At 64.9% G+C, this 17,619-nt stretch carries 23 protein-coding genes; 7 read left to right on the top strand and 16 right to left on the bottom strand.

What is annotated here, in order from left to right; all coding sequences use genetic code 11:
• Positions 1-98 precede the first annotated feature (98 nt).
• The 4 genes from rpmE to trmD form a co-directional block, all read right to left on the bottom strand.
• Positions 99-320, bottom strand: coding sequence for a 50S ribosomal protein L31 (gene rpmE, locus R2C4_RS16605; RefSeq protein ID WP_058286449.1), 222 nt, complete (start codon positions 318-320; stop codon positions 99-101).
• Between the two features lie 11 nt (positions 321-331).
• Positions 332-706: a 50S ribosomal protein L19 gene (gene rplS, locus R2C4_RS16600; RefSeq protein WP_027244967.1), complete on the bottom strand. Its 375-nt coding sequence runs from the start codon at positions 704-706 to the stop codon at positions 332-334.
• A gap of 348 nt (positions 707-1,054) precedes the next feature.
• The gene (locus tag R2C4_RS16595; RefSeq protein WP_141891478.1) at positions 1,055-1,390 is read right to left on the bottom strand and encodes a YegP family protein; all 336 of its coding nucleotides are present in this window, start codon (positions 1,388-1,390) and stop codon (positions 1,055-1,057) included.
• Between the two features lie 112 nt (positions 1,391-1,502).
• Positions 1,503-2,306 carry a tRNA (guanosine(37)-N1)-methyltransferase TrmD gene (trmD, locus tag R2C4_RS16590; protein ID WP_141891477.1) on the bottom strand — a complete coding sequence of 268 codons (804 nt, stop codon included), beginning with the start codon at positions 2,304-2,306 and terminating at the stop codon, positions 1,503-1,505.
• Between the two features lie 185 nt (positions 2,307-2,491).
• Between trmD and R2C4_RS16585 the strand changes: the two genes are divergently transcribed.
• Complete coding sequence (locus tag R2C4_RS16585; protein WP_244940741.1) at positions 2,492-3,406, top strand: aminoglycoside phosphotransferase family protein; 915 nt, start codon at positions 2,492-2,494, stop codon at positions 3,404-3,406.
• A 9-nt stretch (positions 3,407-3,415) separates the two neighbouring features.
• On the opposite strand, the gene rimM is transcribed toward R2C4_RS16585, so the two are convergent.
• From rimM to ffh, 8 genes are all read right to left on the bottom strand, one after another.
• Entirely contained in the window at positions 3,416-3,919 is a 504-nt protein-coding gene (gene rimM / locus R2C4_RS16580) for a ribosome maturation factor RimM (protein ID WP_141891475.1), read from the bottom strand.
• Positions 3,920-4,072: 153 nt separating this feature from the next.
• A complete protein-coding gene (gene bluB / locus R2C4_RS16575; RefSeq protein ID WP_244940829.1) occupies positions 4,073-4,657 on the bottom strand; it encodes a 5,6-dimethylbenzimidazole synthase in 585 nt (194 codons plus the stop codon).
• A 58-nt stretch (positions 4,658-4,715) separates the two neighbouring features.
• Positions 4,716-5,084 (bottom strand): 30S ribosomal protein S16, encoded by a 369-nt coding sequence (rpsP, locus tag R2C4_RS16570; protein WP_027235629.1) that lies wholly within the window; start codon positions 5,082-5,084, stop codon positions 4,716-4,718.
• 60 nt (positions 5,085-5,144) lie between these two features.
• A complete protein-coding gene (locus R2C4_RS16565; RefSeq protein ID WP_027235628.1) occupies positions 5,145-5,453 on the bottom strand; it encodes a chorismate mutase in 309 nt (102 codons plus the stop codon).
• Positions 5,454-5,567: 114 nt separating this feature from the next.
• On the bottom strand, positions 5,568-6,170 hold the full coding sequence (locus tag R2C4_RS16560; RefSeq protein WP_141891473.1) for a GNAT family N-acetyltransferase: 603 nt from the start codon (positions 6,168-6,170) through the stop codon (positions 5,568-5,570).
• Between the two features lie 61 nt (positions 6,171-6,231).
• On the bottom strand, positions 6,232-6,750 hold the full coding sequence (locus R2C4_RS16555) for a GNAT family N-acetyltransferase (RefSeq protein ID WP_082649539.1): 519 nt from the start codon (positions 6,748-6,750) through the stop codon (positions 6,232-6,234).
• A gap of 197 nt (positions 6,751-6,947) precedes the next feature.
• Positions 6,948-7,499, bottom strand: a complete 552-nt coding sequence (locus R2C4_RS16550; protein WP_141891472.1) for a GNAT family N-acetyltransferase — start codon at positions 7,497-7,499, stop codon at positions 6,948-6,950.
• A 3-nt stretch (positions 7,500-7,502) separates the two neighbouring features.
• Entirely contained in the window at positions 7,503-9,020 is a 1,518-nt protein-coding gene (ffh, locus tag R2C4_RS16545; RefSeq protein ID WP_058286460.1) for a signal recognition particle protein, read from the bottom strand.
• 317 nt (positions 9,021-9,337) lie between these two features.
• Between ffh and R2C4_RS16540 the strand changes: the two genes are divergently transcribed.
• A complete protein-coding gene (locus R2C4_RS16540) occupies positions 9,338-9,889 on the top strand; it encodes a hypothetical protein (protein ID WP_141891471.1) in 552 nt (183 codons plus the stop codon).
• A 29-nt stretch (positions 9,890-9,918) separates the two neighbouring features.
• On the opposite strand, the gene R2C4_RS16535 is transcribed toward R2C4_RS16540, so the two are convergent.
• Positions 9,919-10,410: a hypothetical protein gene (locus tag R2C4_RS16535; protein WP_141891470.1), complete on the bottom strand. Its 492-nt coding sequence runs from the start codon at positions 10,408-10,410 to the stop codon at positions 9,919-9,921.
• A 275-nt stretch (positions 10,411-10,685) separates the two neighbouring features.
• Between R2C4_RS16535 and R2C4_RS16530 the strand changes: the two genes are divergently transcribed.
• Both R2C4_RS16530 and R2C4_RS16525 read left to right on the top strand, forming a co-directional pair.
• Positions 10,686-12,593: an elongation factor G gene (locus R2C4_RS16530; RefSeq protein ID WP_141891469.1), complete on the top strand. Its 1,908-nt coding sequence runs from the start codon at positions 10,686-10,688 to the stop codon at positions 12,591-12,593.
• 200 nt (positions 12,594-12,793) lie between these two features.
• A complete protein-coding gene (locus tag R2C4_RS16525; protein ID WP_141891468.1) occupies positions 12,794-13,321 on the top strand; it encodes a prolyl-tRNA synthetase associated domain-containing protein in 528 nt (175 codons plus the stop codon).
• On the opposite strand, the gene R2C4_RS16520 is transcribed toward R2C4_RS16525, so the two are convergent.
• Positions 13,318-14,070: an aspartate/glutamate racemase family protein gene (locus R2C4_RS16520; RefSeq protein WP_141891467.1), complete on the bottom strand. Its 753-nt coding sequence runs from the start codon at positions 14,068-14,070 to the stop codon at positions 13,318-13,320. The genes R2C4_RS16525 and R2C4_RS16520 overlap by 4 nt on opposite strands.
• A 123-nt stretch (positions 14,071-14,193) precedes the next feature.
• Complete coding sequence (locus R2C4_RS16515; protein WP_141891466.1) at positions 14,194-14,775, bottom strand: FMN-dependent NADH-azoreductase; 582 nt, start codon at positions 14,773-14,775, stop codon at positions 14,194-14,196.
• Positions 14,776-14,894: 119 nt separating this feature from the next.
• Between R2C4_RS16515 and R2C4_RS16510 the strand changes: the two genes are divergently transcribed.
• The 3 genes from R2C4_RS16510 (at position 14,895) to R2C4_RS16500 (ending at position 17,199) form a co-directional block, all read left to right on the top strand.
• Complete coding sequence (locus R2C4_RS16510; RefSeq protein WP_141891465.1) at positions 14,895-15,773, top strand: LysR family transcriptional regulator; 879 nt, start codon at positions 14,895-14,897, stop codon at positions 15,771-15,773.
• On the top strand, positions 15,770-16,666 hold the full coding sequence (locus tag R2C4_RS16505) for a DMT family transporter (protein WP_058286467.1): 897 nt from the start codon (positions 15,770-15,772) through the stop codon (positions 16,664-16,666). Before R2C4_RS16510 ends, R2C4_RS16505 begins: the two co-directional genes overlap by 4 nt.
• Positions 16,667-16,773: 107 nt before the next feature.
• On the top strand, positions 16,774-17,199 hold the full coding sequence (locus R2C4_RS16500; protein ID WP_141891464.1) for a universal stress protein: 426 nt from the start codon (positions 16,774-16,776) through the stop codon (positions 17,197-17,199).
• On the opposite strand, the gene R2C4_RS16495 is transcribed toward R2C4_RS16500, so the two are convergent.
• Positions 17,196-17,540: an ArsR/SmtB family transcription factor gene (locus R2C4_RS16495; RefSeq protein ID WP_141891463.1), complete on the bottom strand. Its 345-nt coding sequence runs from the start codon at positions 17,538-17,540 to the stop codon at positions 17,196-17,198. The genes R2C4_RS16500 and R2C4_RS16495 overlap by 4 nt on opposite strands.
• Positions 17,541-17,619 lie beyond the last annotated feature (79 nt).

Genomic DNA, 17,619 nt, shown 5'->3' with positions numbered 1-17,619 from the left:
CCGCGGGGCGCGCATCCGGCCCCAGCGTCAGAAGAAAAAGAAAGAAGGCTGCCCGTCCGGGGCAGCCTTCGGGAGTTCTGCAAAATACGGCAGGCGGCTTAGAAGCCCAGGCCTTCGTATTTCTTTTTGAACTTGGACACGCGGCCGCCGGCGTCCAGCAGGCGCGAGGTGCCGCCGGTCCAGGCCGGGTGCACGGTCGGGTCGATGTCCAGGGCCAGCTGATCACCCTCGGAGCCCCAGGTGGAGCGCATCTTGAGGATGGTGCCGTCGGTCATTTTGACGTCGATGAAGTGGTAATCGGGATGAGTGTCTTTTTTCATGATACCGCTCCTCAGGCTTTCTTGGGCTTATAGTTCGCGTCTTCTGCGATACGGGCCGACTTGCCGCGGCGGGCGCGCAGGTAGTACAGCTTGGCGCGGCGGACGCGGCCGCGGCGCACCACTTCGATCGAGTCGATGTTGGTCGAATACAGCGGGAACACACGCTCCACGCCTTCGCCGAACGAAATCTTGCGGACGGTGAACGAACCGGCAATGCCTGCGCCGTTCTTGCGGCTGATGCAAACGCCTTCGTACATCTGCACGCGCGAACGCGAGCCTTCGGTCACCTTGTAGCCGACACGGATGGTGTCACCGGCTTTGAAGTCGGGGATCTCTTTCCCCAGGGCGGCGATCTGTTCCGCCTCCAGCTGTGCGATCAGGTCCATCGCAACTCTCCTAAATCTGCCTGCGGTTCATGCCGCAGAGGTTTGCGCCGTCATGAGAGCTCCTGGTCTTCACCGGGTCCCGCCAAATGGCAGCCCGCCAGAGATCACGCCGTCTGTTCCTTGCTGCCGACGGCCGGGCCCAAAGCGAAAACCGAAGAAGATTTCCAGGTGAGTGATCCAACAGCCAGCGGCCCGGAGCCGCAAATGCGAATCCAGACCGGCGCTGTATACGTCCGCGGCCCCAACAAAACAAGTGCCCCGCTGCGCCGCGCGCAAGAGTTTTCCCAAAACGCTTGCCAAATCTTATCGCAATTGATCTGGGGCGCGCACCCCGGCGGTTTCAGGCCGTCATGCGGTCTGATCGTCCACCGTGGCGTCCGCCGCGTTTTTCTTGACCGACTCGATGCCGCCATCGCGGCTTGAGGCGCTGGCATAGCTCTGCGAGGTTCCGATCACCTGGCCGTTGGTGGCCTTCAGATTGAACATGTGCTTGCCCGCAGAGGTTTCCTTGCGCTCATACCGGGCATCGTCGCCGGCGTTTTTCTTGACCGATTCGATGCCGTTCTCGGCGCTGGCCTTCTGCTTGTAGCCCTCGCTGGACAGAATGTTCTCGCCGTTGCCTGCTTTCAGGCGGAAGCGGAATTCCCCCGCGTTGTCGGTGTAGAGTTCAAATTTAGCAGCCACCCTGTTCACTCCTAATTCTTCATGAATATGAGCGGACTAAAGCACGGCTTGGGGCGTCCGGCAACGGTCTGGCGCTGCGGGCGTTCTCCGGGCCGGGCAACCGGACCGCCGTTCAGCCGCCTTTTTGGGTCTTGCGGCAATAGGCCTCCCACAGATCCGGGCGGCGGGTTCTGGTGATCTCTTCGCTCATGCCGTGGCGCCATTCGGCTATCTTGCCGTGGTGACCGGACATCAGGACTTCGGGGATCTCCAGGCCTTTCCATTCGGCGGGGCGGGTGTATTGCGGATGCTCCAGCAGGCCGGAGGAGAAGCTCTCCTCCTCGGTGGAGGCCTGGTTGCCAAGCACCCCGGGGATCAGCCGCACGGTCGCGTCAATCAGCGCCTGGGCTGCCAGCTCGCCGCCGGTCATGACAAAATCGCCCAGGGAGACTTCCTGAATGCCGTAATGCTCCAGCACGCGCTCGTCGACGCCTTCGAAACGGCCGCACAGCAGGGTGATGCCGTCGCACCGGGCAAAGCTCTGCATCATCTGCTGGTCCATCCGCCGCCCGCGCGGGGACAGGTAGACCAGCGGCCAGTTGCCCCGGGAGTCCGCCATCGTGTGCTCGATCGCCTCGCCCAGGACGTCGGCCCTGAGCACCATGCCGGCGCCGCCGCCGGCTGGTGTGTCATCGACATTGCGGTGCTTGCCGATGCCGAACTCGCGCAGGTCTACGGTCTCCAGCTGCCACAGGCCCTCCTGCAGCGCCTTGCCGGTCAGGCTTTCGCCCAGCACGCCCGGAAAGGCTGTAGGGAACAGCGTGATGATCTTGGCTTTCCACACCCCCGCCAGATCCGGCGTCGGCGTCATCAGCTCGCGCGGCTTCAGGGTCGGGCGGATGGCTTTGCGGCCATGAGATTTGCTTGGTGCAGTCATAATGTTGCTGTTTAGTGCAGTCAGATTTCCACGCAATAAAAAGCTTTGGTGTTTCGATGAATTCAGAACAGCCGTCTGCGGCAGCCCGGTACGATCCGTTTGCTGCGGTGGACGCGGTACAGACCCGAACACAGGCGCTTTGGCCCACGGCGGCCACGGCATCCTGCCTGCCCGAAGATGGGGCCGTGTTCCGCAGGATGCAGGTCAACAGCGGTGTTGAGCATCGCCGCTGTGTCTTGGAGGTAAGGACCGCCGATGGCCGGAGCTTTGTCTTGCGTGCCGATTTCGAGGCGTCCGATCCGCTGCGGCAGGCCAGTTTTCTGGACCGGCATCAGGCCGCTGCCGACAATCTGAAGGCGGTGCCGGGCGTGTCAGCACCAGCGCTCCTGTGGCGGGACACGCAGAGCGCTGCCGTCCTGATGGAATTTGTCCGGGGGGATACGGCGCACCGTGAATTGGCGCTTACGGAATACGGGTTCGGGGACCGCAGCAGTGTTTTGCGGCGGATTGGGTCTGCGGTGGCCGCCTTGCACGAGGTTTCCGGCGCGGGGGAAAGGCAATTTTGGCCGAAGCCGTTTCTGACCCGGGTTTCGAACCAGGCCCAGGCGGTGCGCGACGGGCAGCTGCCGGTGCCGAAACCCAACAAGTTTCTGGGGCTGTGCGCCTACCTGCACCGGGCGGCACAGCGAGCGCGGGGGCATTCCTTTCGCGGAGCTGTCGAACATGGCGACCTGCATCTGCGCAATATCCTCATGCCGGAGGCGGCCGTCTCCTTTATCGACTTTTCAAACCATGACGGCATCTTCCCGCAGCGCGACCTTGCCAATCTCTGGCTGGCAAATTGCCCTGACCATCTGGCGGCGGAAGGCCGCACGCCTGGGTTCGGGCTGGTTGCGCAGGCCGATTGGGAAGCCTTCCAGGACGGTTATGGCGCGGATCTGGTGAATGATCCCGTTTTCCGCTTCTTCTATGCTCACCGCCTTTTCAGAATCTGGGCAGGATTGTGCCACAAGCCGCCGGAGCAAAAGCTGAAAAGCGCGGAGGCTGCGGTCAGGATTGCGCAGGTGTTTGAGGCGCTGCTGGGTGAGGAAGCCGGGTGAACAGCCGCCTCAGATCAGCCCTTCGGGCGGGTCGGCAATGATGCGGCCCTGGCTCAGGTCGACGGTCGGCACCGCCTCCAGAGTGAAGGGCAGCAGCACCGTGGCCTTCAGCCCGGGGCCGTGGATCTCCAGCAGGTCTGAGGCACCGTGGTTTTGCACCGATTTCACCGTGCCCAGCAGGGTGCCGCCGGTGTCGTAAACCTCCAGCCCGATCAGGTCGGCGTGGTAGAACTCGTCATCCGGCAGTTGCGGCAGCTGATCGCGGCGGGCAAACAGGCGCAGCCCCTTGATCGCGTCGGCGTCCTCCTTGGTTTCCACCCCGCTGATCCTGGCGGCAAAGCCGTTCTTGATCGGCCGGGTGATCATCAGGGAGTAGCTCTGGCTGCCATCCTCATTGCTGAGGGGGGAATAATCCTCGATCTCTTCCGGGATGGCGCAGAAGCTCTTGAGCCGCACCTCGCCGCGCACGCCGAAAGCGCCGGCCACCGCACCCACGCAGATCAGTTCGCTCATGGTCTTATTCCTTTGCACAGAAGCCTGCGCGCAGCCACTGGCCGCCGGATTGTTCGCAGAGCTCGCTTTGGTGGTTGCGTTCAAAAAAGATGCCCGCGGTAAAAGCCACTGCAACAAAAAACACAAGCCTTATCAACCGTCCCATGGGCGGCCTCAGCGGGTTTCCAGCGGCAGATCCGCTACCCGGCTTTCCCAGCCCTGCTCCTCCAGCTCCGGCGTGTCCGAGAGCCGCTCCGGGTAGCCGATGCAGAAATAGCCGATCAGCTGCCAGCCGTCCGGGGCGTTCAGGTCGCGGTTCAGCTGCTGCGGGTCGAGGACCGAAACCCAGCCCAGCCCCAAACCTTCGGCGCGCAAGGCCAGCCAGAACAGGGTGATGGCGGTGACCACCGAATAGCGGCGCATCTCCGGCATCGTGGCGGCCCCCAGGCCGTGGCCCTGGACGGTTTCGTCGTCGCAGTAGACTGCCAGCTGCACCGGGGCGTCGCGCATGCCTGACAGCTTGAGCCCGGCATAGCGTTCGGCACGCTCGCCGGAATACCCCGACAGCGCCTCGGCATTGGCTTGTTCGAAATTCTTCAGCGCCGCGGCGCGGGCGGTTTCGCTCTCCACCCGCAGGATGCGCCAGGGTTCGCTCAGCCCCACCGACGGGGCCAGCGGAATGGCAGAGAGGCAGCGCTGCAGCACTGCCTCCTCCACCGGATCGCTGCGGAACCGGCGCACGTCGCGCCGGAGCCGCATCAGCAGATCAAGCTGGCTGCGGAACTCTTCGGGAAAAGCGCCCCGCAGCTCCACGGAATTATTCCGCGTCTGCAGCTGCTTCGGCGGCTTCAGCAGCCTTTGCAGCTTTCTCTTCCGCGCGCTCCTGGGCTTTCTTGCCCGGGGTGCCTTTTTTCGGGTTGCTGCGCTCGGCCTTGGCGCGGACGCCTGCTGCTTCCAGCATGCGGGCGATACGGTCGGTCGGCTGGGCGCCCTGGTCCAGCCAGTGCTGCACGCGCTCCATGTCCATTTTCACGCGGTCTTCCGAATCTTTCGGCAGCAGCGGGTTGTAGGTGCCCAGCTTCTCGATGAAGCGGCCGTCGCGCGGCATGCGGCTGTCAGCAGCCACGATGCGGTAGAAGGGACGCTTTTTAGAGCCGCCGCGGGCCAGACGGATTTTCATTGCCATGGGTACATCTCCTTTGATGGCGTTGTCCGGGGTATGCCCCGGTTGTTCCTGTTGTCGTTGTTATTCTTGGTGTTTCTTGTGGTGGCGGATGACTTCACCAATGATGAAGTTCAAAAATGCCTTGGCGAATTCAGGGTCCAGATCGGCCTGCTGCGCCAGGTCTTCGAGCCGTGCGATCTGCGCCGCTTCGCGGGTGGGATCGGACGGGGGAAGGTCGTGTTCGGCCTTGAGCCGGCCCACCGCCTGGGTGTGCTTGAAGCGCTCGCCCAGGGTGTAGACGAGGATCGCGTCCAGGCGGTCGATGCTTTCGCGGTGGCCCTTCAGCAGCTGGGCTGCGCGGGCGACGGGATCTTGGATATCTGTTGTCATCAGCTTCTCCGCAATGCAGCAGGCCGGGGAGGCATCAAGGGGGCGCCGCGCGTGCAGCGGGCGTGCACCATCTGTGCACCGCCGCAGTGCAGCGACATGGTATCGAAACGCTGTTCAGTCAATGGCCCAGCCCTCCGGTTTGAAGAGCGGGTCGGCATAATGGGCGATTTCCATGTCGATCCCATGCGCAATCTGGCTGTCCTTCAGGGCGTCCGGGGCGGGGTGGCGGTAAACCGCATCGTTGCCGTCGATGGTGGCGGCCTCGTGGTCCTTCTTGGCGCCAAGCCGTTCCGCGAGCCGGATCGAGTCGAGATTCTTGGGGTCGATATAGCTGACCGCGGTCTCCCAGCCCAGATTTGAATAAAAATGCCGGCGTGCGGCGTGCGCAGCCTCCAGCGCATAGCCCTTGCCGGCCGCACCGGGCCAGATGATCCAGGCGATCTCGCGCTCCGGCCAGCCTGCGGGCTGCCAGCCGCCGGCCATGCCGTAGGTTTCATCGGTGGCCTTGTCGTGGATCATCCACATGCCGAAGCCGCGCACCTGCCAGTGGCCGATCTCGGCGGCATAGAGCATCCAGGCCTCGTAAGGGTTCAGCGGCCCGCCCATGAAGCGGGAGCGGTAGGAGCTGAAGGTGGCCTTGAAGTCCGGGTAGTCCTGCGGCGCGGGGCCGCGCAGCACCAGGCGGCGGGTTTCGATCACCGGGATGTCAAACGGCATCAGCGCGCTCCTTCCACGGGAAGGGCGCGGCCGGGCCGGGATATGATCCCGCCGAAGCGCATCAGTGCAGCAGCCCCCGTGCATCCTGCGGGCCGGACGCGCCGGCCGGCGGCATGTGGCGCCAGGCGCGGATGTTGGGCGCGGGCTGCAGTCGGAAGGAAACCGGTTTTTCCGGGCGGGCGCCGACACGGCGGGCCAGTGCGATGGAGGCGTCGTTCTCCTCCGGCACGTAAGAGACGATGGTGTCCCAGCCGGCCTCTGCAAACAGCCAGTCGAGCACAGCCTGCGCGGCTTCGCTGGCATAGCCCTTGCCGCGGCCTGGCTCCATCAGGTGCCAGGACAGTTCCGGCTCCGGCCAGCCTTTGGGGAACCAGGGGCCGACGAGGCCGACAGTCATGCCGGTGCTGCGCTCGACCACGGCGAACAGTCCATAACCGTGCAGGTGCCAGTGGCCGATGATGGTGGCAATCGACCACCACAGCGAATCCGGGTCCTCCGCCGCGTCGATGAAACGCGGTGCGCCCGGGTCCAGGAAAGCAGAGTTCGCGTCAAACTCCGGATCGGCTGGAGAAATCAGCATCAGACGTTTTGATACGAGGCGCGGATACCGTTTTTGCGAGTCTTCCATAATATACCCCTTCGCCCGGGCGGCGGACCGCCCGGCCTGAAATTCACCCATCCGGTGAAGGAGTATCGGGGAGACTGCGTAATTTTCGGTTAAGCAGGCCGTCTCTGCAGCAGCCGGGCGGGGCTGGCTGGGGCTGATTTGATGGAAGCTCATGCGTAGGCCTCCATTCCGCCGTCGCAGGAGGCGGCAGGCGCGGGGTGGCGGTAGACCAGTTCGCGCCCATGCTTGGGGTTGTCGAAGTCTTTCTCGAACACCGCGCCCAGCCGCTCAGCCAGGGCTACGGAGCGGGTGTTGCCGGGGAAGATGTTGGAGCAGAGCGCCGGCAGGCCCATCACCTCATAAGCATGGGTGCGGGCGGCCCGGGCAGCCTCGGCCATGATGCCGCGGCCTTCGCCGGCCGGGAAGGCCACCCAGCCCAGTTCCGGTTCCGGCCAGCCTTCGGGCTGCCAGAGGCCGGTGATCCCCAGCGCCGCGCCTGTATCCTTGCAGGTGATGGTCCAGAAGCCGAAGCCGCGGATCGCCCAATGTCCCACCGACATAGCGAACCAGCGCCAGGCCTCGTTGCGGTCCAGCGGCCCGCCAAATCCCCAGGAGCGCGCTTCATCGGCGAAGAACGCTGCCACCGGCCCGAAATCCGCCGCCTCCGGTCCGCGCAGGACCAGGCGTTCGGTTTCAAGGTGAGGGATGGCGGGGAGATGCATGGCTTACTTCTTCTTACCGAAACCGCTGAGCCCCGCGGGAAGGCCCATGCCGCCGAGGCCGGGGAGGCCGCCGGGCAGGCCCTTGCCGCCGCCCATCGCCTTGGCCGCAGCTTCCAGCGCCTTGGGATCCATCTGGCTGGGGTCCATGCCGGCCATATCCGGCATACCGCCTTTGCCGAACATGCCCTTCATGGCCTGTTTCAGCATCTTGCCTTTGCCCATTTTGCCCATCTTCTTCATCACATCGGCCATCTGCCGGTGCATTTTCAGAAGCTTGTTGAGGTCGGATACCTCCATGCCGGAGCCGGCCGCGATGCGTTTCTTGCGGCTGGCCTGCAGCAGGGCGGGGTTGGCGCGTTCCTTCTTGGTCATCGACTGGATCATGGCGATCTGGCGCTTCAGCACCTTGTCGTCCATGCCGGCGTCCTGCACCTGCTTGGCCATTTTGCCCATGCCGGGCATCATTTGCATCATGCCCTCCATGCCGCCCATCTGGAGCATCTGTTCAAGCTGCATTTTCAGGTCGTTCATGTTGAACTGACCCTTCATCATGCGCTTCATCATCTTCTCGGCCTGTTCGGCCTCGATGGTTTCCTGAGCCTTTTCGACCAGCGCCACGATGTCGCCCATGCCGAGGATGCGGCCGGCGATCCGGTCTGCCTCGAAGGTCTCCAGCGCATCCATCTTCTCGCCCAGGCCGACAAAGCGGATCGGCTTGCCGGTGACGGCGCGCATCGACAGCGCGGCGCCGCCGCGGCCGTCGCCGTCCATCCGGGTCAGCACCACGCCGGAGATGCCGATCTTGGCGTCGAATTCCTCGGCCACCTCAACCGCGACTTGGCCGGTCAGACCATCGACCACCAAGAGGGTCTCGCGCGGGGAGACCACGTTGCGGACGTCCTCGACCTCCTGCATCAGGGTCTCGTCGATGTGCAGGCGGCCGGCGGTGTCGAGCATGTAGACGTCATAGCCGCCCAATGTCGCCTGCTGCTTGGCGCGCTTGGCGATGTCGACGGGTTTCTGGCCGGGCACGATCGGCAGGGTGTCAACGCCGATCTGCATGCCCAGCACCGCCAGCTGGTCCATCGCCGCCGGGCGGTAGACGTCGAGCGAGGCCATCAGGACCTTCTTGCCCTCTTTCTCCTTCAGCCGCTTGGCGAGCTTGCCGGTGGTGGTGGTCTTACCGGAACCCTGCAAGCCGACCATCAGGACGGGTGCAGGCGGGTTGTCGACCTTTAGCTTGCCGGGGTCCTCGTCGCCGCGCAGCACATCGACCAGCGCGTCGTGCACGATCTTGACCACCTGCTGGCCCGGGGTCACCGATTTGGTGACGGCCTGGCCGGTGGCCTGTTCCTGCACCCGTTTGACGAAATCGCGGGCAACCGGCAGCGAGACGTCGGCCTCCAGCAGCGCGACGCGGACCTCGCGCAGGGCGGATTTGACGTCTTCTTCGTTCAGGGCGCCCTGTTTGGTGAGCCGGTCGAAGACGCCGGATAGGCGTTCGGATAGATTTTCAAACATGCCTGCGGCCTCCTGTTGCCGGTTTCAATGTGTGGCGCCCCCGTATGTAGGGGACAAGCGGTCCATGCGCAAATGCCGCCCAAGTCCTCGTGTCCGTCGCGGGGGCAAACCAAACGCGTTTGCCCCCACGGGCGTAACACGCTGGTGGGGGGGCGATCCCTGGCACGGGCAGGGACCGGAAGACTCAGATCTCCCGGATGTTTGGGCAGGCGTTACGCGGATTGGCCGCCGGAGTCAACCTTTGCGGCTTGATCGCTGGCGGGGCAATGGCTAGCTGCAACCTGCAACAGTGATGTTGTTTGAAGCGGGCTTTTTTCATGAGGAATTTTCTGAACGCCATTGCCCTGTGCTGCGGGGTGCTGGCATCGCCGCTGCTGGCGGACGAGGTGACCCGGGAGGATCTGATTGCGCAGATCGAGGCGGGCGGCAGGAACGAGACCAGCGAAGAGCGGCATGAGGTCGAGGTCGATGGCTGCACGCTAACAACCTACCGCTGGCTTAAACGCGAAGAGCCAGGCTGGGTTTTGTGGATGTCATTTACAATCCCGATGTGTACAGTGGACCTGGTCGAATTTCCAAACGCAGGGCAGTTGGTTCACTACCACTATGTCGAGGAAAACGAACCTCCAACGGCCTATGTCTTCCTCGAAGGCAAGGATGGGGCGGGCTTCCGGATGGAGAAACCATTTCTCCGAAAACCTCGCGGTGAATATGAGCCTTCTCCGCGCGGAGACGGTACATCGTATTACTTTGCGGAAACAGCAGCGGGACTCATCGAGCATCATGGTGAGAACGTGAGGGCCAAGGCCGAGATGTTTACAAAGGGCTACATTCGCTACGTCAGAGAGTACTGCACTTTCACGGGCTGAGCGGTAGCAGCTGCGCACCCGATAGCAGACTAGCGCCCGTATGTTTGCGCCTCCGCCGCCGAGGCAGGCAGCCAGGCATTGATTGCCTCCGCCAGCCGATGCGGGCCGCCGCCATTGGTGTAGGCCTCGACCACCGGGTGGCGGTCGGCGCTCAAGCCGCCGTCCAGCACCAGCACGGGGCTGAACAGCGTGCGGGTGCGGCCCTCGCTGCGGCTGGTGGCGCTTTCGACCTCGGCGCGGGAGAGATCGGCGAGGAAGTGCTCCACCTGGCTGCTGCCGAACACGGACTGCCTCCGGATCACGATGCTGCCGCCGGGGCGGTCGAGGATCACCTGCACCCTGCGCACGAAAAGGCAGAAGGCGGCAAAGCCCGGTCCGAACCAGAGGGTTTCACCGCCGGTGCTGGCAGCGTCAAGGCCGGCGCCGGCGAAAGCCAGGATGAGCCGGGCGGGTGCGATCCCGATGAACCAGGGCGTGTCGTCCAGGATCAGCCGCTCGGGTGTGTTGTGGGTGGCTTTCATGGCATCAGCTTTCCCTGCAAAAGGCTGCGGTTCTCGGGGAGCCGGCCGGCTGGCCGTCAGAGATGAGCGGCAAGCAGCGCAGCTACGCCCTCTGCGCGCTTGACTCGGAGGGGCGGGCTTGGCCAACATCGGGAGATTGGCCCATTGCCGCACTCAATGGCGGGGCCTGCCCGGAGGGGCGCCGAGGCAGATCTGCAGCACAGGCATGATGCGCGAACGTTCGCGTCCGCGGCCCTATGCGGGCAGCAGCATCAGCCATGGGAGGATCTGAGAACATGCGCGTTTTCACTATTCTGGGACCGTCGCAGTCCGGCAAATCAACGCTGGCCACGGCGCTGGCCAATCTGGACAGCGCCGCCGGCAAACGGCAGGAGGTTGCAGGCGTCGCCGCTTTGCAGCCTTTTTTATTTATGGGGGAGGACTGGGCTGCGATCGACATCGCGGGCGGGGCCGACAATCTGGCGCAGGCGGGCCCGGCATTGGCCGCCAGCGACGCTGCCGTCCTCTGCGTACCGGCTGACGCCGGCGCTGCGGTCCTCAGCGCGCCGTACTTGCGCAAGCTGGAGGAGGCGGGGATCCCTGCCTTTATTTTTGTCAACCGGATGGACCAGGCAACGGACCGGGTGGCGGAGATTGTTGCCGCGCTTCAGGCCTATTGCAGCCACAACATCATCCTGCGGCAAGTGCCGATCCGCGAGGACGGGCAGGTTGTGGGTGCTGTGGATCTGATCTCGGAACGCGCCTGGCAGTATCAGGAGGGCAAGCCCTCGGCGCTGATTGAGCTGCCGGTGGCGATGTATGCCCGCGAGCAGGAGGCGCGGACCGAGCTGCTGGAGGCGCTGGCGGATTTTGACGACACGCTGCTGGAGGAGCTGATCGAGGATCAGAAAGTGATGCCGGAGGAGGTTTATGACGTGGCCACCAAGGTGCTGCAGCATAACGACCTGATCCCGGCGCTGATGGGATCGGCCGAGCATAAGAACGGCATTCTGCGGCTGATGAAATCGCTGCGGCATGAAGCGCCGGATGTGGGTGTCGCGCTGGAGCGGCTGTCGCGGGGCGGCAAGGTGATGGCGGTCGGCTGCATGGCCGATCTGGTCAAGCATCTTGGCAAGACGGTGATGGTGCGGGCGCTGGACGGCAGTGTCGGCAACGGGCTGCCGGTAGGCGGCGCAACGCTCGGGTCGCTGACCGGTGTCGGCTCCGCGGCCATCACCCGCCTGACACCCGGGGATATGGGGCAGGCGGTGAAGTCGGACCATTTGAACCTGGGCTATTCCTACGGCCCGGACGGGGCGGCGCCGCTGCCGGACTGGGCGCAGCCGCGGCCCTCGACCTTCCGGCGCGTAATCACCCCGGTGCATGAGCGTGACGACGCGCGGCTGTCGGGCGCGCTGGAGCGGCTGGCGGAGATCGACCCGGCGCTGGTGGTGGGCCAGGAGGAGGCCAGCGGCCATGTGCTGCTGAGTCTGCAGGGGCCGTTGCACATGCGCCGGATCAAGCAGGCCTTGAAGGATGAGTTCGGCGTCGAGGTGGAGGAGGGGCCGGTGCCGCCGGCGCTGCGCGAGACCATCAAGAAATCCGTGCAGGTGCATTACCGCCACCGCAAGCAGTCCGGCGGCGCCGGCCAGTTTGCCGATGTGGTGATCGAGGTGAAGCCTCTGCCGCGCGGCGGCGGTTTTGTGTTCGAGGAAACCGTGAAGGGCGGTGCGGTGCCCAAGAACTACATCCCCTCGGTCGAGGCCGGCGCGCGCGAGGCGCTGGCGCAGGGTCTCAATGGACACCCGGTGGTGGATGTCTGTGTGACCCTGAAGGACGGCAAGCATCACTCGGTGGACAGTTCCGACTATGCCTTCCGCACCGCGGGCAAGAACGCGGTGAGGGAGGCACTGGCGGAGGCTGGCGCGGTGCTGCTGCAGCCGATCATGCGGGTGCAGATCCATGTGCCGTCGGTCTTTACCGGCGGGCTGGTGCCGGTGGTGAGCGGGATGAAGGGGCAGATCCTGGGCTTTGAGGCCGAGGATGGCGTTGCCGGCTGGGACGTGTTCGAAACGCTGCTGCCGATGTCGGCGCAGGACGATCTGTGCAACACGCTGGCCAGCGCAACCCGCGGCACCGGCTGGTTCAGCACCGATTTCGACCACTATGAGGAGGCGCGGCGGGCGGATTTCGCCGAGGCGTAGGATCGGGCGCGGGCTGATTGCTCGCCGTCTGTCCCGCCGAAAGCCCGGGCCGCGCCCGACCCTCCCCCACGGGGAGGGCGCTTTCAGCATCCGCCCCGAGGCCCGGGCGCGGCCCTCTGTGCATTGATGATACAGCTTGCAATTCGGAGTCTTTTTGCGTGATCTGCGCAGCGACCCGGAACGGCTTGCGGAGTAAGATCATGGATGCCTCATCGGCCTGTCAGGACAGCCTGCCTGTCTCCTCGGATGCGCTGCTGAAGCAGCTGGACGATTGGGGTATCGCTTACCAATTGCATAGCCATGTTCCGCTGCGCACGGTGGAAGAGGCCAAGGCGGTTGAGGATCAGTTCATGGTGCCGGGTGAAAACGCGCTGCGGCTGAAAAATCTGTATCTGCGCGACAAGAAGAAGCGGAGCTATCTGGTGACGCTGCAGCAGGACCGCGAGATCGACCTGAAGGCGCTGGGCGCTGAACTGGGGATCGGCAATCTGTCGTTCGGCTCGGCGGACAGGCTGCTGGAGAACCTCGGCATCCGCCCCGGCGCGGTCAGCCCGCTGGCGATGATCACCGGGGTGGAGAAGGGTGTGACCTTCTATATGGATGCGCAGGCGCAGGAGGCGGATTTGATTTACATGCACCCCCTGGTCAATGACCGCACGGTTGCGATGACGCGCGATGCTGTGATGGCGTTCTTTAGGAAGGCCGGCGTCGCGGTGAACTGGGTCTAACCGGCCCGTTCCTCCTCCAGCGCCAGATCCAGCGCGGCGGCCACGTGGGCCGCGGAGGGGTTCACGAACAGGAAGCCCCCGGCCTCAAAGCTGACATCGTCGATTCGGTCCGGGAAGGCCAGCGGCAGTTCGGTGCAGGCCAGCAGGATGGCGGTGCCGGGTTGCGCGTGGCGCGCGCAGAAGCGCAGCAGGCGGACCTGCGCGCCACTGGCCGCGCCGCCGTGAAAATCCTCGTCGATCATGGCTTGCATTTCGGCAATTTCAGCGTCTGGCAGGGTGTCGTTGGCGCTGACACCGTGTTCCGCCAGCACATTCGCGTAGTTGCGGGCCTGCATGGTGACGGCGGTGCCCAGCACCAGCGCCTGAGTGGTACCGCTTGCTGCGGTGGCCCTGGCGGTTGCGTCGAAGATGCTGAGGACCGGCATCACCACGCCCTCCCGTATCGCATGCAGCCGGGCGTGCGGGGTGTTGGAGGCGATCAGGGCGAAGTCGCAGCCGGCCCGCTCCAGCGTCAGCAGGGCGTCGCGGAAGACAGCGTCGAAGGCGGCCCAGCTGGCCTCATCCCCCGGGCGGCCGCGCAAGGCGCGGGTTTGGGCCTGTACCACGGATTCGATGGTGATGGGCGGCACCGGCAGCGGCGCGGCCGCGCCGCGGTCTGCAAAGAACCGCCCGGCGCCTTCGCAGATGGCGCGGTAATAATCGATGGTGGAGGCCCAGCCGACGCCGCCGAGAATGCCGATCTTCTTCATCAAATTGCCTGCCCTTGAGATGCCGCTGCGGGCAGACTGGCACGGCAGCGCAGGGCTGCCAAACGTAAAAAAGCCGCCAGCGCTCCGCAGGGAATGCTGGCGGCGGGACCGGGGCGCTGCGGGTCAGGCTGCCAGGGCTTCGATCTGGCTTTCTGCCTTGGCCAGAGCGCCGTCGGCGTCGATGGACATGGCGTCGGCGGCCACGACCTCGACATCGGTGATGCCGATGAAGCCCAGCACGTGGCGCAGGTAGGTGGTGGCAAAGTCGATGTCGGAGCCGGCCTGGGTGCCGCCGGAGGCCATGACGATGACGGCGCGCTTGCCTTCCAGCAGGCCGATGGGGCCGGTTTCATGGTACTGGAAGGTGAGGCCGACGCGGGCCACCAGGTCGATCCAGGCCTTGAGCGTGGAAGGCACCGAGAAGTTGTAGACCGGCGCGCCGATCACGATGGTATCCGCCTGTTTCAGTTCCTCCACCAGCGAGTCCGATAGGGCGAGCAGCTGTTTCTGCTCCTCGCTGCGCTGGTCCGCCGGGGTGAAATTGGCGCCCACCCAGGCGCCGTCCAGCAGCGGCAGCGGCGCGGCCAGGTCGCGGCGGATCACCTGTCCGGCGCCGAGGCGGCTCACGATCCGGGCCGAGAGGTCGCGGGTGACAGAGCCCTCGATGCGGGCGGAGGAGTCGATGTGGAGAATGGTGCGGGTCATATTCGTGGTCCTGTGCTTGTTGCAGACAGGAATTTGGGGTATTGCAAATTTGAACGCAACGGCGATCAAATAACAACATTTGTGCGCTGGCGCGCAGTTCTGCTGGCAGGGAGACTGGCATGGAAAACTGGGATGAAGTCCGCACCGCCTATCAGGTGGCCCGCATGGGCACGGTCAGCGGCGCGGCGGAGGTGCTGGGGGTGCATCACGCCACCGTGATCCGCCACATCGACGCGATCGAGGCGCGGCTGGGGGTGAAGCTGTTCCAGCGCCATGCCCGCGGCTATACGCCGACGGAGGCCGGGCAGGACCTGTTGCGGGTGGCGCAGGCCACGGATGATCAGTTCAGCCAGCTGGTCGGGCGGCTGAAGGGGCAGGGCGATGATGTCTCGGGCGAGCTGGTGGTGACCTCGCTGGCGTCCTTTGCGCCGATGATGGTGCCGGCGCTGAAACAGTTCCAGGACATGCATCCGGGGCTGATCATCCGCTATCTGACCGGCGACCGGCTGTTCCGGCTGGAATACGGCGAGGCGCATGTGGCGGTCCGTGCAGGCAATGCGCCGGATCAGCCGGACAATGTGGTGCAGCCTTTCATGAAGCAGCAGATCGGCCTTTATGCCGCCAAGTCCTATGCTGAAAAACACGGCCTGCTGAAGGGGGCGGACGATATCCCCAATCACCGCTTTGTCGGCCAGGACGACGAGGGCAGCCGGGCGCCGTTTTCGCGCTGGCTGCGGGCCAATGCTCCGGCGGAGGCGATTGCCTTCCGCTGTACCGACGGCGCCACCCTGAAGGCGGCCGTGCGCAGCGGCGCGGGGATCGGGTTCATGGCGGCCTGGGAGGCGCGGCAGGAGCCGGATCTGGTGGAGATGATGGCACCGCAGGAAGACTGGGAGGGCGCTCTGTGGCTGGTCACCCATGTCGATCTGCACCGGACCACCAAGGTGCAGGCGTTCCTGAAGTTCCTGAAGGAGCAGGTGAAGGACTGGCAGCTGTGAGCGAGGCGCTGCGCGGGCATCTTGCGATGCTGATGTTCTCGGCGCTGGTGGCGGGGTCGTTTTCGCTGGGCGTTATGGTGGCGAATGAGATCGCGCCCGCGGCGCTGAACGCGGCACGTTTCGGCATTGCCGCGGTTGTCATCGGCGCGGCGGCGCTGGCAACCACCGGGCTGCGGCGCGCCCATTTCCGCGCGCCCTGGCGGTTTGCGGTGCTGGGCGGGCTGTTCGGCGGCTATTTCGTGCTGATGTTCTACGGGCTGCAGACCGCGGCGCCGGTCAGCGCCGCGGCGGTGTTCACGCTGGTACCGGTGATGAGCGCGCTGTTCGGCTGGCTGCTGCTGCGCCAGATCACCACCCCCTGGATGGCGCTGGCACTGGCGCTGGGCGCGGGCGGGGCGGTCTGGGTGATCGTGCGCGGCGACCTGGGCGCGCTGGCGGCGTTCGAGATCGGCCAGGGTGAGATCATCTATTTCTGGGGCTGCGTGCTGCATGCCATCTATACGCCGATGGTGCGCAAGCTGAACCGGGGCGAACCGGCTGTGGTGTTCACATTCGGGATGCTGCTGGCGGGCGGCGCGCTGCTGGCAGCCTTTGGCTGGCGGGACATTCTGGCGACTGATTGGATGCAGCTGCCCGGCATCGTTTGGGTCGGTTTGTTCTATCTGGCGGTCTGTGCCAGCTCTGCCACCTTTGTGCTGCTGCAATACGCAACCCTGCGGCTGCCCTCGGCCAAGGTGATGGCCTATACCTACCTCACGCCCAGTTGGGTGATCCTGTGGGAGATCGCGCTGGGCCGGGGCGCGCCGCCGGGCATGGTGCTGATCGGGGTGGCGATGTCGGTGGTGGCGCTGGTGATGCTGCTGGAGGGCGCGCGGGAGCAGCAGCCCGCGTGACTTCTGCGGCTCCGGCTGGCGCCGCTTGATGGAGGTCAAGGCGTGCGCAGCTGGCCCGGCTACCATGACAGACGCAGGAAACGCGCTCAGGTAACGAGGAGCGTGACATGTTCAAGCACATCCTGGTCCCGGTGGACCTGCGCCTGCCCGACCCGGTGTCAAAGGCGCTGGACGTGGCGATGGAAATGGCCCGGATCGAAGGCGCGCGCATGACCCTGGTCAACGTGTCCGGGGGCGCCACGGGAGAGACTTTCAACGATGCTGCGGCAGAGGAGGTCATGACTTCGCTGGCCCGGAAAATCGAGGACAGGATCGCGGGCAAAACCGGCGGGGTCAAAGTGGACGGCATCACGGTCCACTCAAACGACGTTGCGGCAGAAGTGGATAGCATCCTGGCCCGCACGGTAAAGGAAACCGGTGCCGATCTGGTGATAGCGGGCAGCCATGCGCCGCGGCTCTTGGATTACATCACCACCTCCCACGCGGGGTATCTGGTGCGCCATTCCAAAGCCTCGGTCTTTGTCGTGCGCTAGCCCTCAGTCCGGGTGTTCCCGGCGTTGAGTTCGGCTTCGAGGAAACGCTCGAACGCATCCAGGTTCACCGGCTCGAACTGGCCGAAACCCTGCATCCAGACCGACGCCGCGCGCATGGCGTCGGGCTGCAGCTTGCACCATTTGACCCGGCCGCGCTTTTCCTGCGCAATCAGGCCCGCGCGGGTCAGGATCGTCAGATGCTTGGAAATCGCCGCCAGCGACATCTCGAAGGGCTCCGCCACATCGGTGACGGCCATGTCGTCCTCCAGCAGCATGGTGAGGATCGCCCGGCGGGTCGGGTCGGCTAGGGCTGCAAAGACACTGTCTAGGGGATCGCTCATGCCTTCACTCCTATCCACAGCCTGCGGGTTTGACAATCTGTCCTGAGCCGTCAAGGTAGCGGCTTTCAGGCGCGCGGGG

This window comes from Leisingera aquaemixtae (assembly GCF_006740765.1).
Classification (GTDB): domain Bacteria; phylum Pseudomonadota; class Alphaproteobacteria; order Rhodobacterales; family Rhodobacteraceae; genus Leisingera; species Leisingera aquaemixtae.
This window is presented reverse-complemented; position numbering and strand designations above follow the sequence as displayed.

Bases quoted from the DNA above. Each gene is read 5' to 3' on its own strand.
- rpmE (WP_058286449.1), bottom strand. From the start codon at position 320: ATGAAAAAAGACACTCATCCCGATTACCACTTCATCGACGTCAAAATG.
- rplS (WP_027244967.1), bottom strand. From the start codon at position 706: ATGGACCTGATCGCACAGCTGGAGGCGGAACAGATCGCCGCCCTGGGG.
- trmD (WP_141891477.1), bottom strand. From the start codon at position 2,306: ATGACTGCACCAAGCAAATCTCATGGCCGCAAAGCCATCCGCCCGACC.
- rimM (WP_141891475.1), bottom strand. From the start codon at position 3,919: ATGAGCGAACTGATCTGCGTGGGTGCGGTGGCCGGCGCTTTCGGCGTG.
- bluB (WP_244940829.1), bottom strand. From the start codon at position 4,657: ATGCGGCTCCGGCGCGACGTGCGCCGGTTCCGCAGCGATCCGGTGGAG.
- rpsP (WP_027235629.1), bottom strand. From the start codon at position 5,084: ATGGCAATGAAAATCCGTCTGGCCCGCGGCGGCTCTAAAAAGCGTCCC.
- R2C4_RS16565 (WP_027235628.1), bottom strand. From the start codon at position 5,453: ATGACAACAGATATCCAAGATCCCGTCGCCCGCGCAGCCCAGCTGCTG.
- R2C4_RS16560 (WP_141891473.1), bottom strand. From the start codon at position 6,170: ATGCCGTTTGACATCCCGGTGATCGAAACCCGCCGCCTGGTGCTGCGC.
- R2C4_RS16555 (WP_082649539.1), bottom strand. From the start codon at position 6,750: ATGCTGATTTCTCCAGCCGATCCGGAGTTTGACGCGAACTCTGCTTTC.
- R2C4_RS16550 (WP_141891472.1), bottom strand. From the start codon at position 7,499: ATGCATCTCCCCGCCATCCCTCACCTTGAAACCGAACGCCTGGTCCTG.
- ffh (WP_058286460.1), bottom strand. From the start codon at position 9,020: ATGTTTGAAAATCTATCCGAACGCCTATCCGGCGTCTTCGACCGGCTC.
- R2C4_RS16540 (WP_141891471.1), top strand. From the start codon at position 9,338: ATGAGGAATTTTCTGAACGCCATTGCCCTGTGCTGCGGGGTGCTGGCA.
- R2C4_RS16535 (WP_141891470.1), bottom strand. From the start codon at position 10,410: ATGAAAGCCACCCACAACACACCCGAGCGGCTGATCCTGGACGACACG.
- R2C4_RS16530 (WP_141891469.1), top strand. From the start codon at position 10,686: ATGCGCGTTTTCACTATTCTGGGACCGTCGCAGTCCGGCAAATCAACG.
- R2C4_RS16525 (WP_141891468.1), top strand. From the start codon at position 12,794: ATGGATGCCTCATCGGCCTGTCAGGACAGCCTGCCTGTCTCCTCGGAT.
- R2C4_RS16520 (WP_141891467.1), bottom strand. From the start codon at position 14,070: ATGAAGAAGATCGGCATTCTCGGCGGCGTCGGCTGGGCCTCCACCATC.
- R2C4_RS16515 (WP_141891466.1), bottom strand. From the start codon at position 14,775: ATGACCCGCACCATTCTCCACATCGACTCCTCCGCCCGCATCGAGGGC.
- R2C4_RS16510 (WP_141891465.1), top strand. From the start codon at position 14,895: ATGGAAAACTGGGATGAAGTCCGCACCGCCTATCAGGTGGCCCGCATG.
- R2C4_RS16500 (WP_141891464.1), top strand. From the start codon at position 16,774: ATGTTCAAGCACATCCTGGTCCCGGTGGACCTGCGCCTGCCCGACCCG.
- R2C4_RS16495 (WP_141891463.1), bottom strand. From the start codon at position 17,540: ATGAGCGATCCCCTAGACAGTGTCTTTGCAGCCCTAGCCGACCCGACC.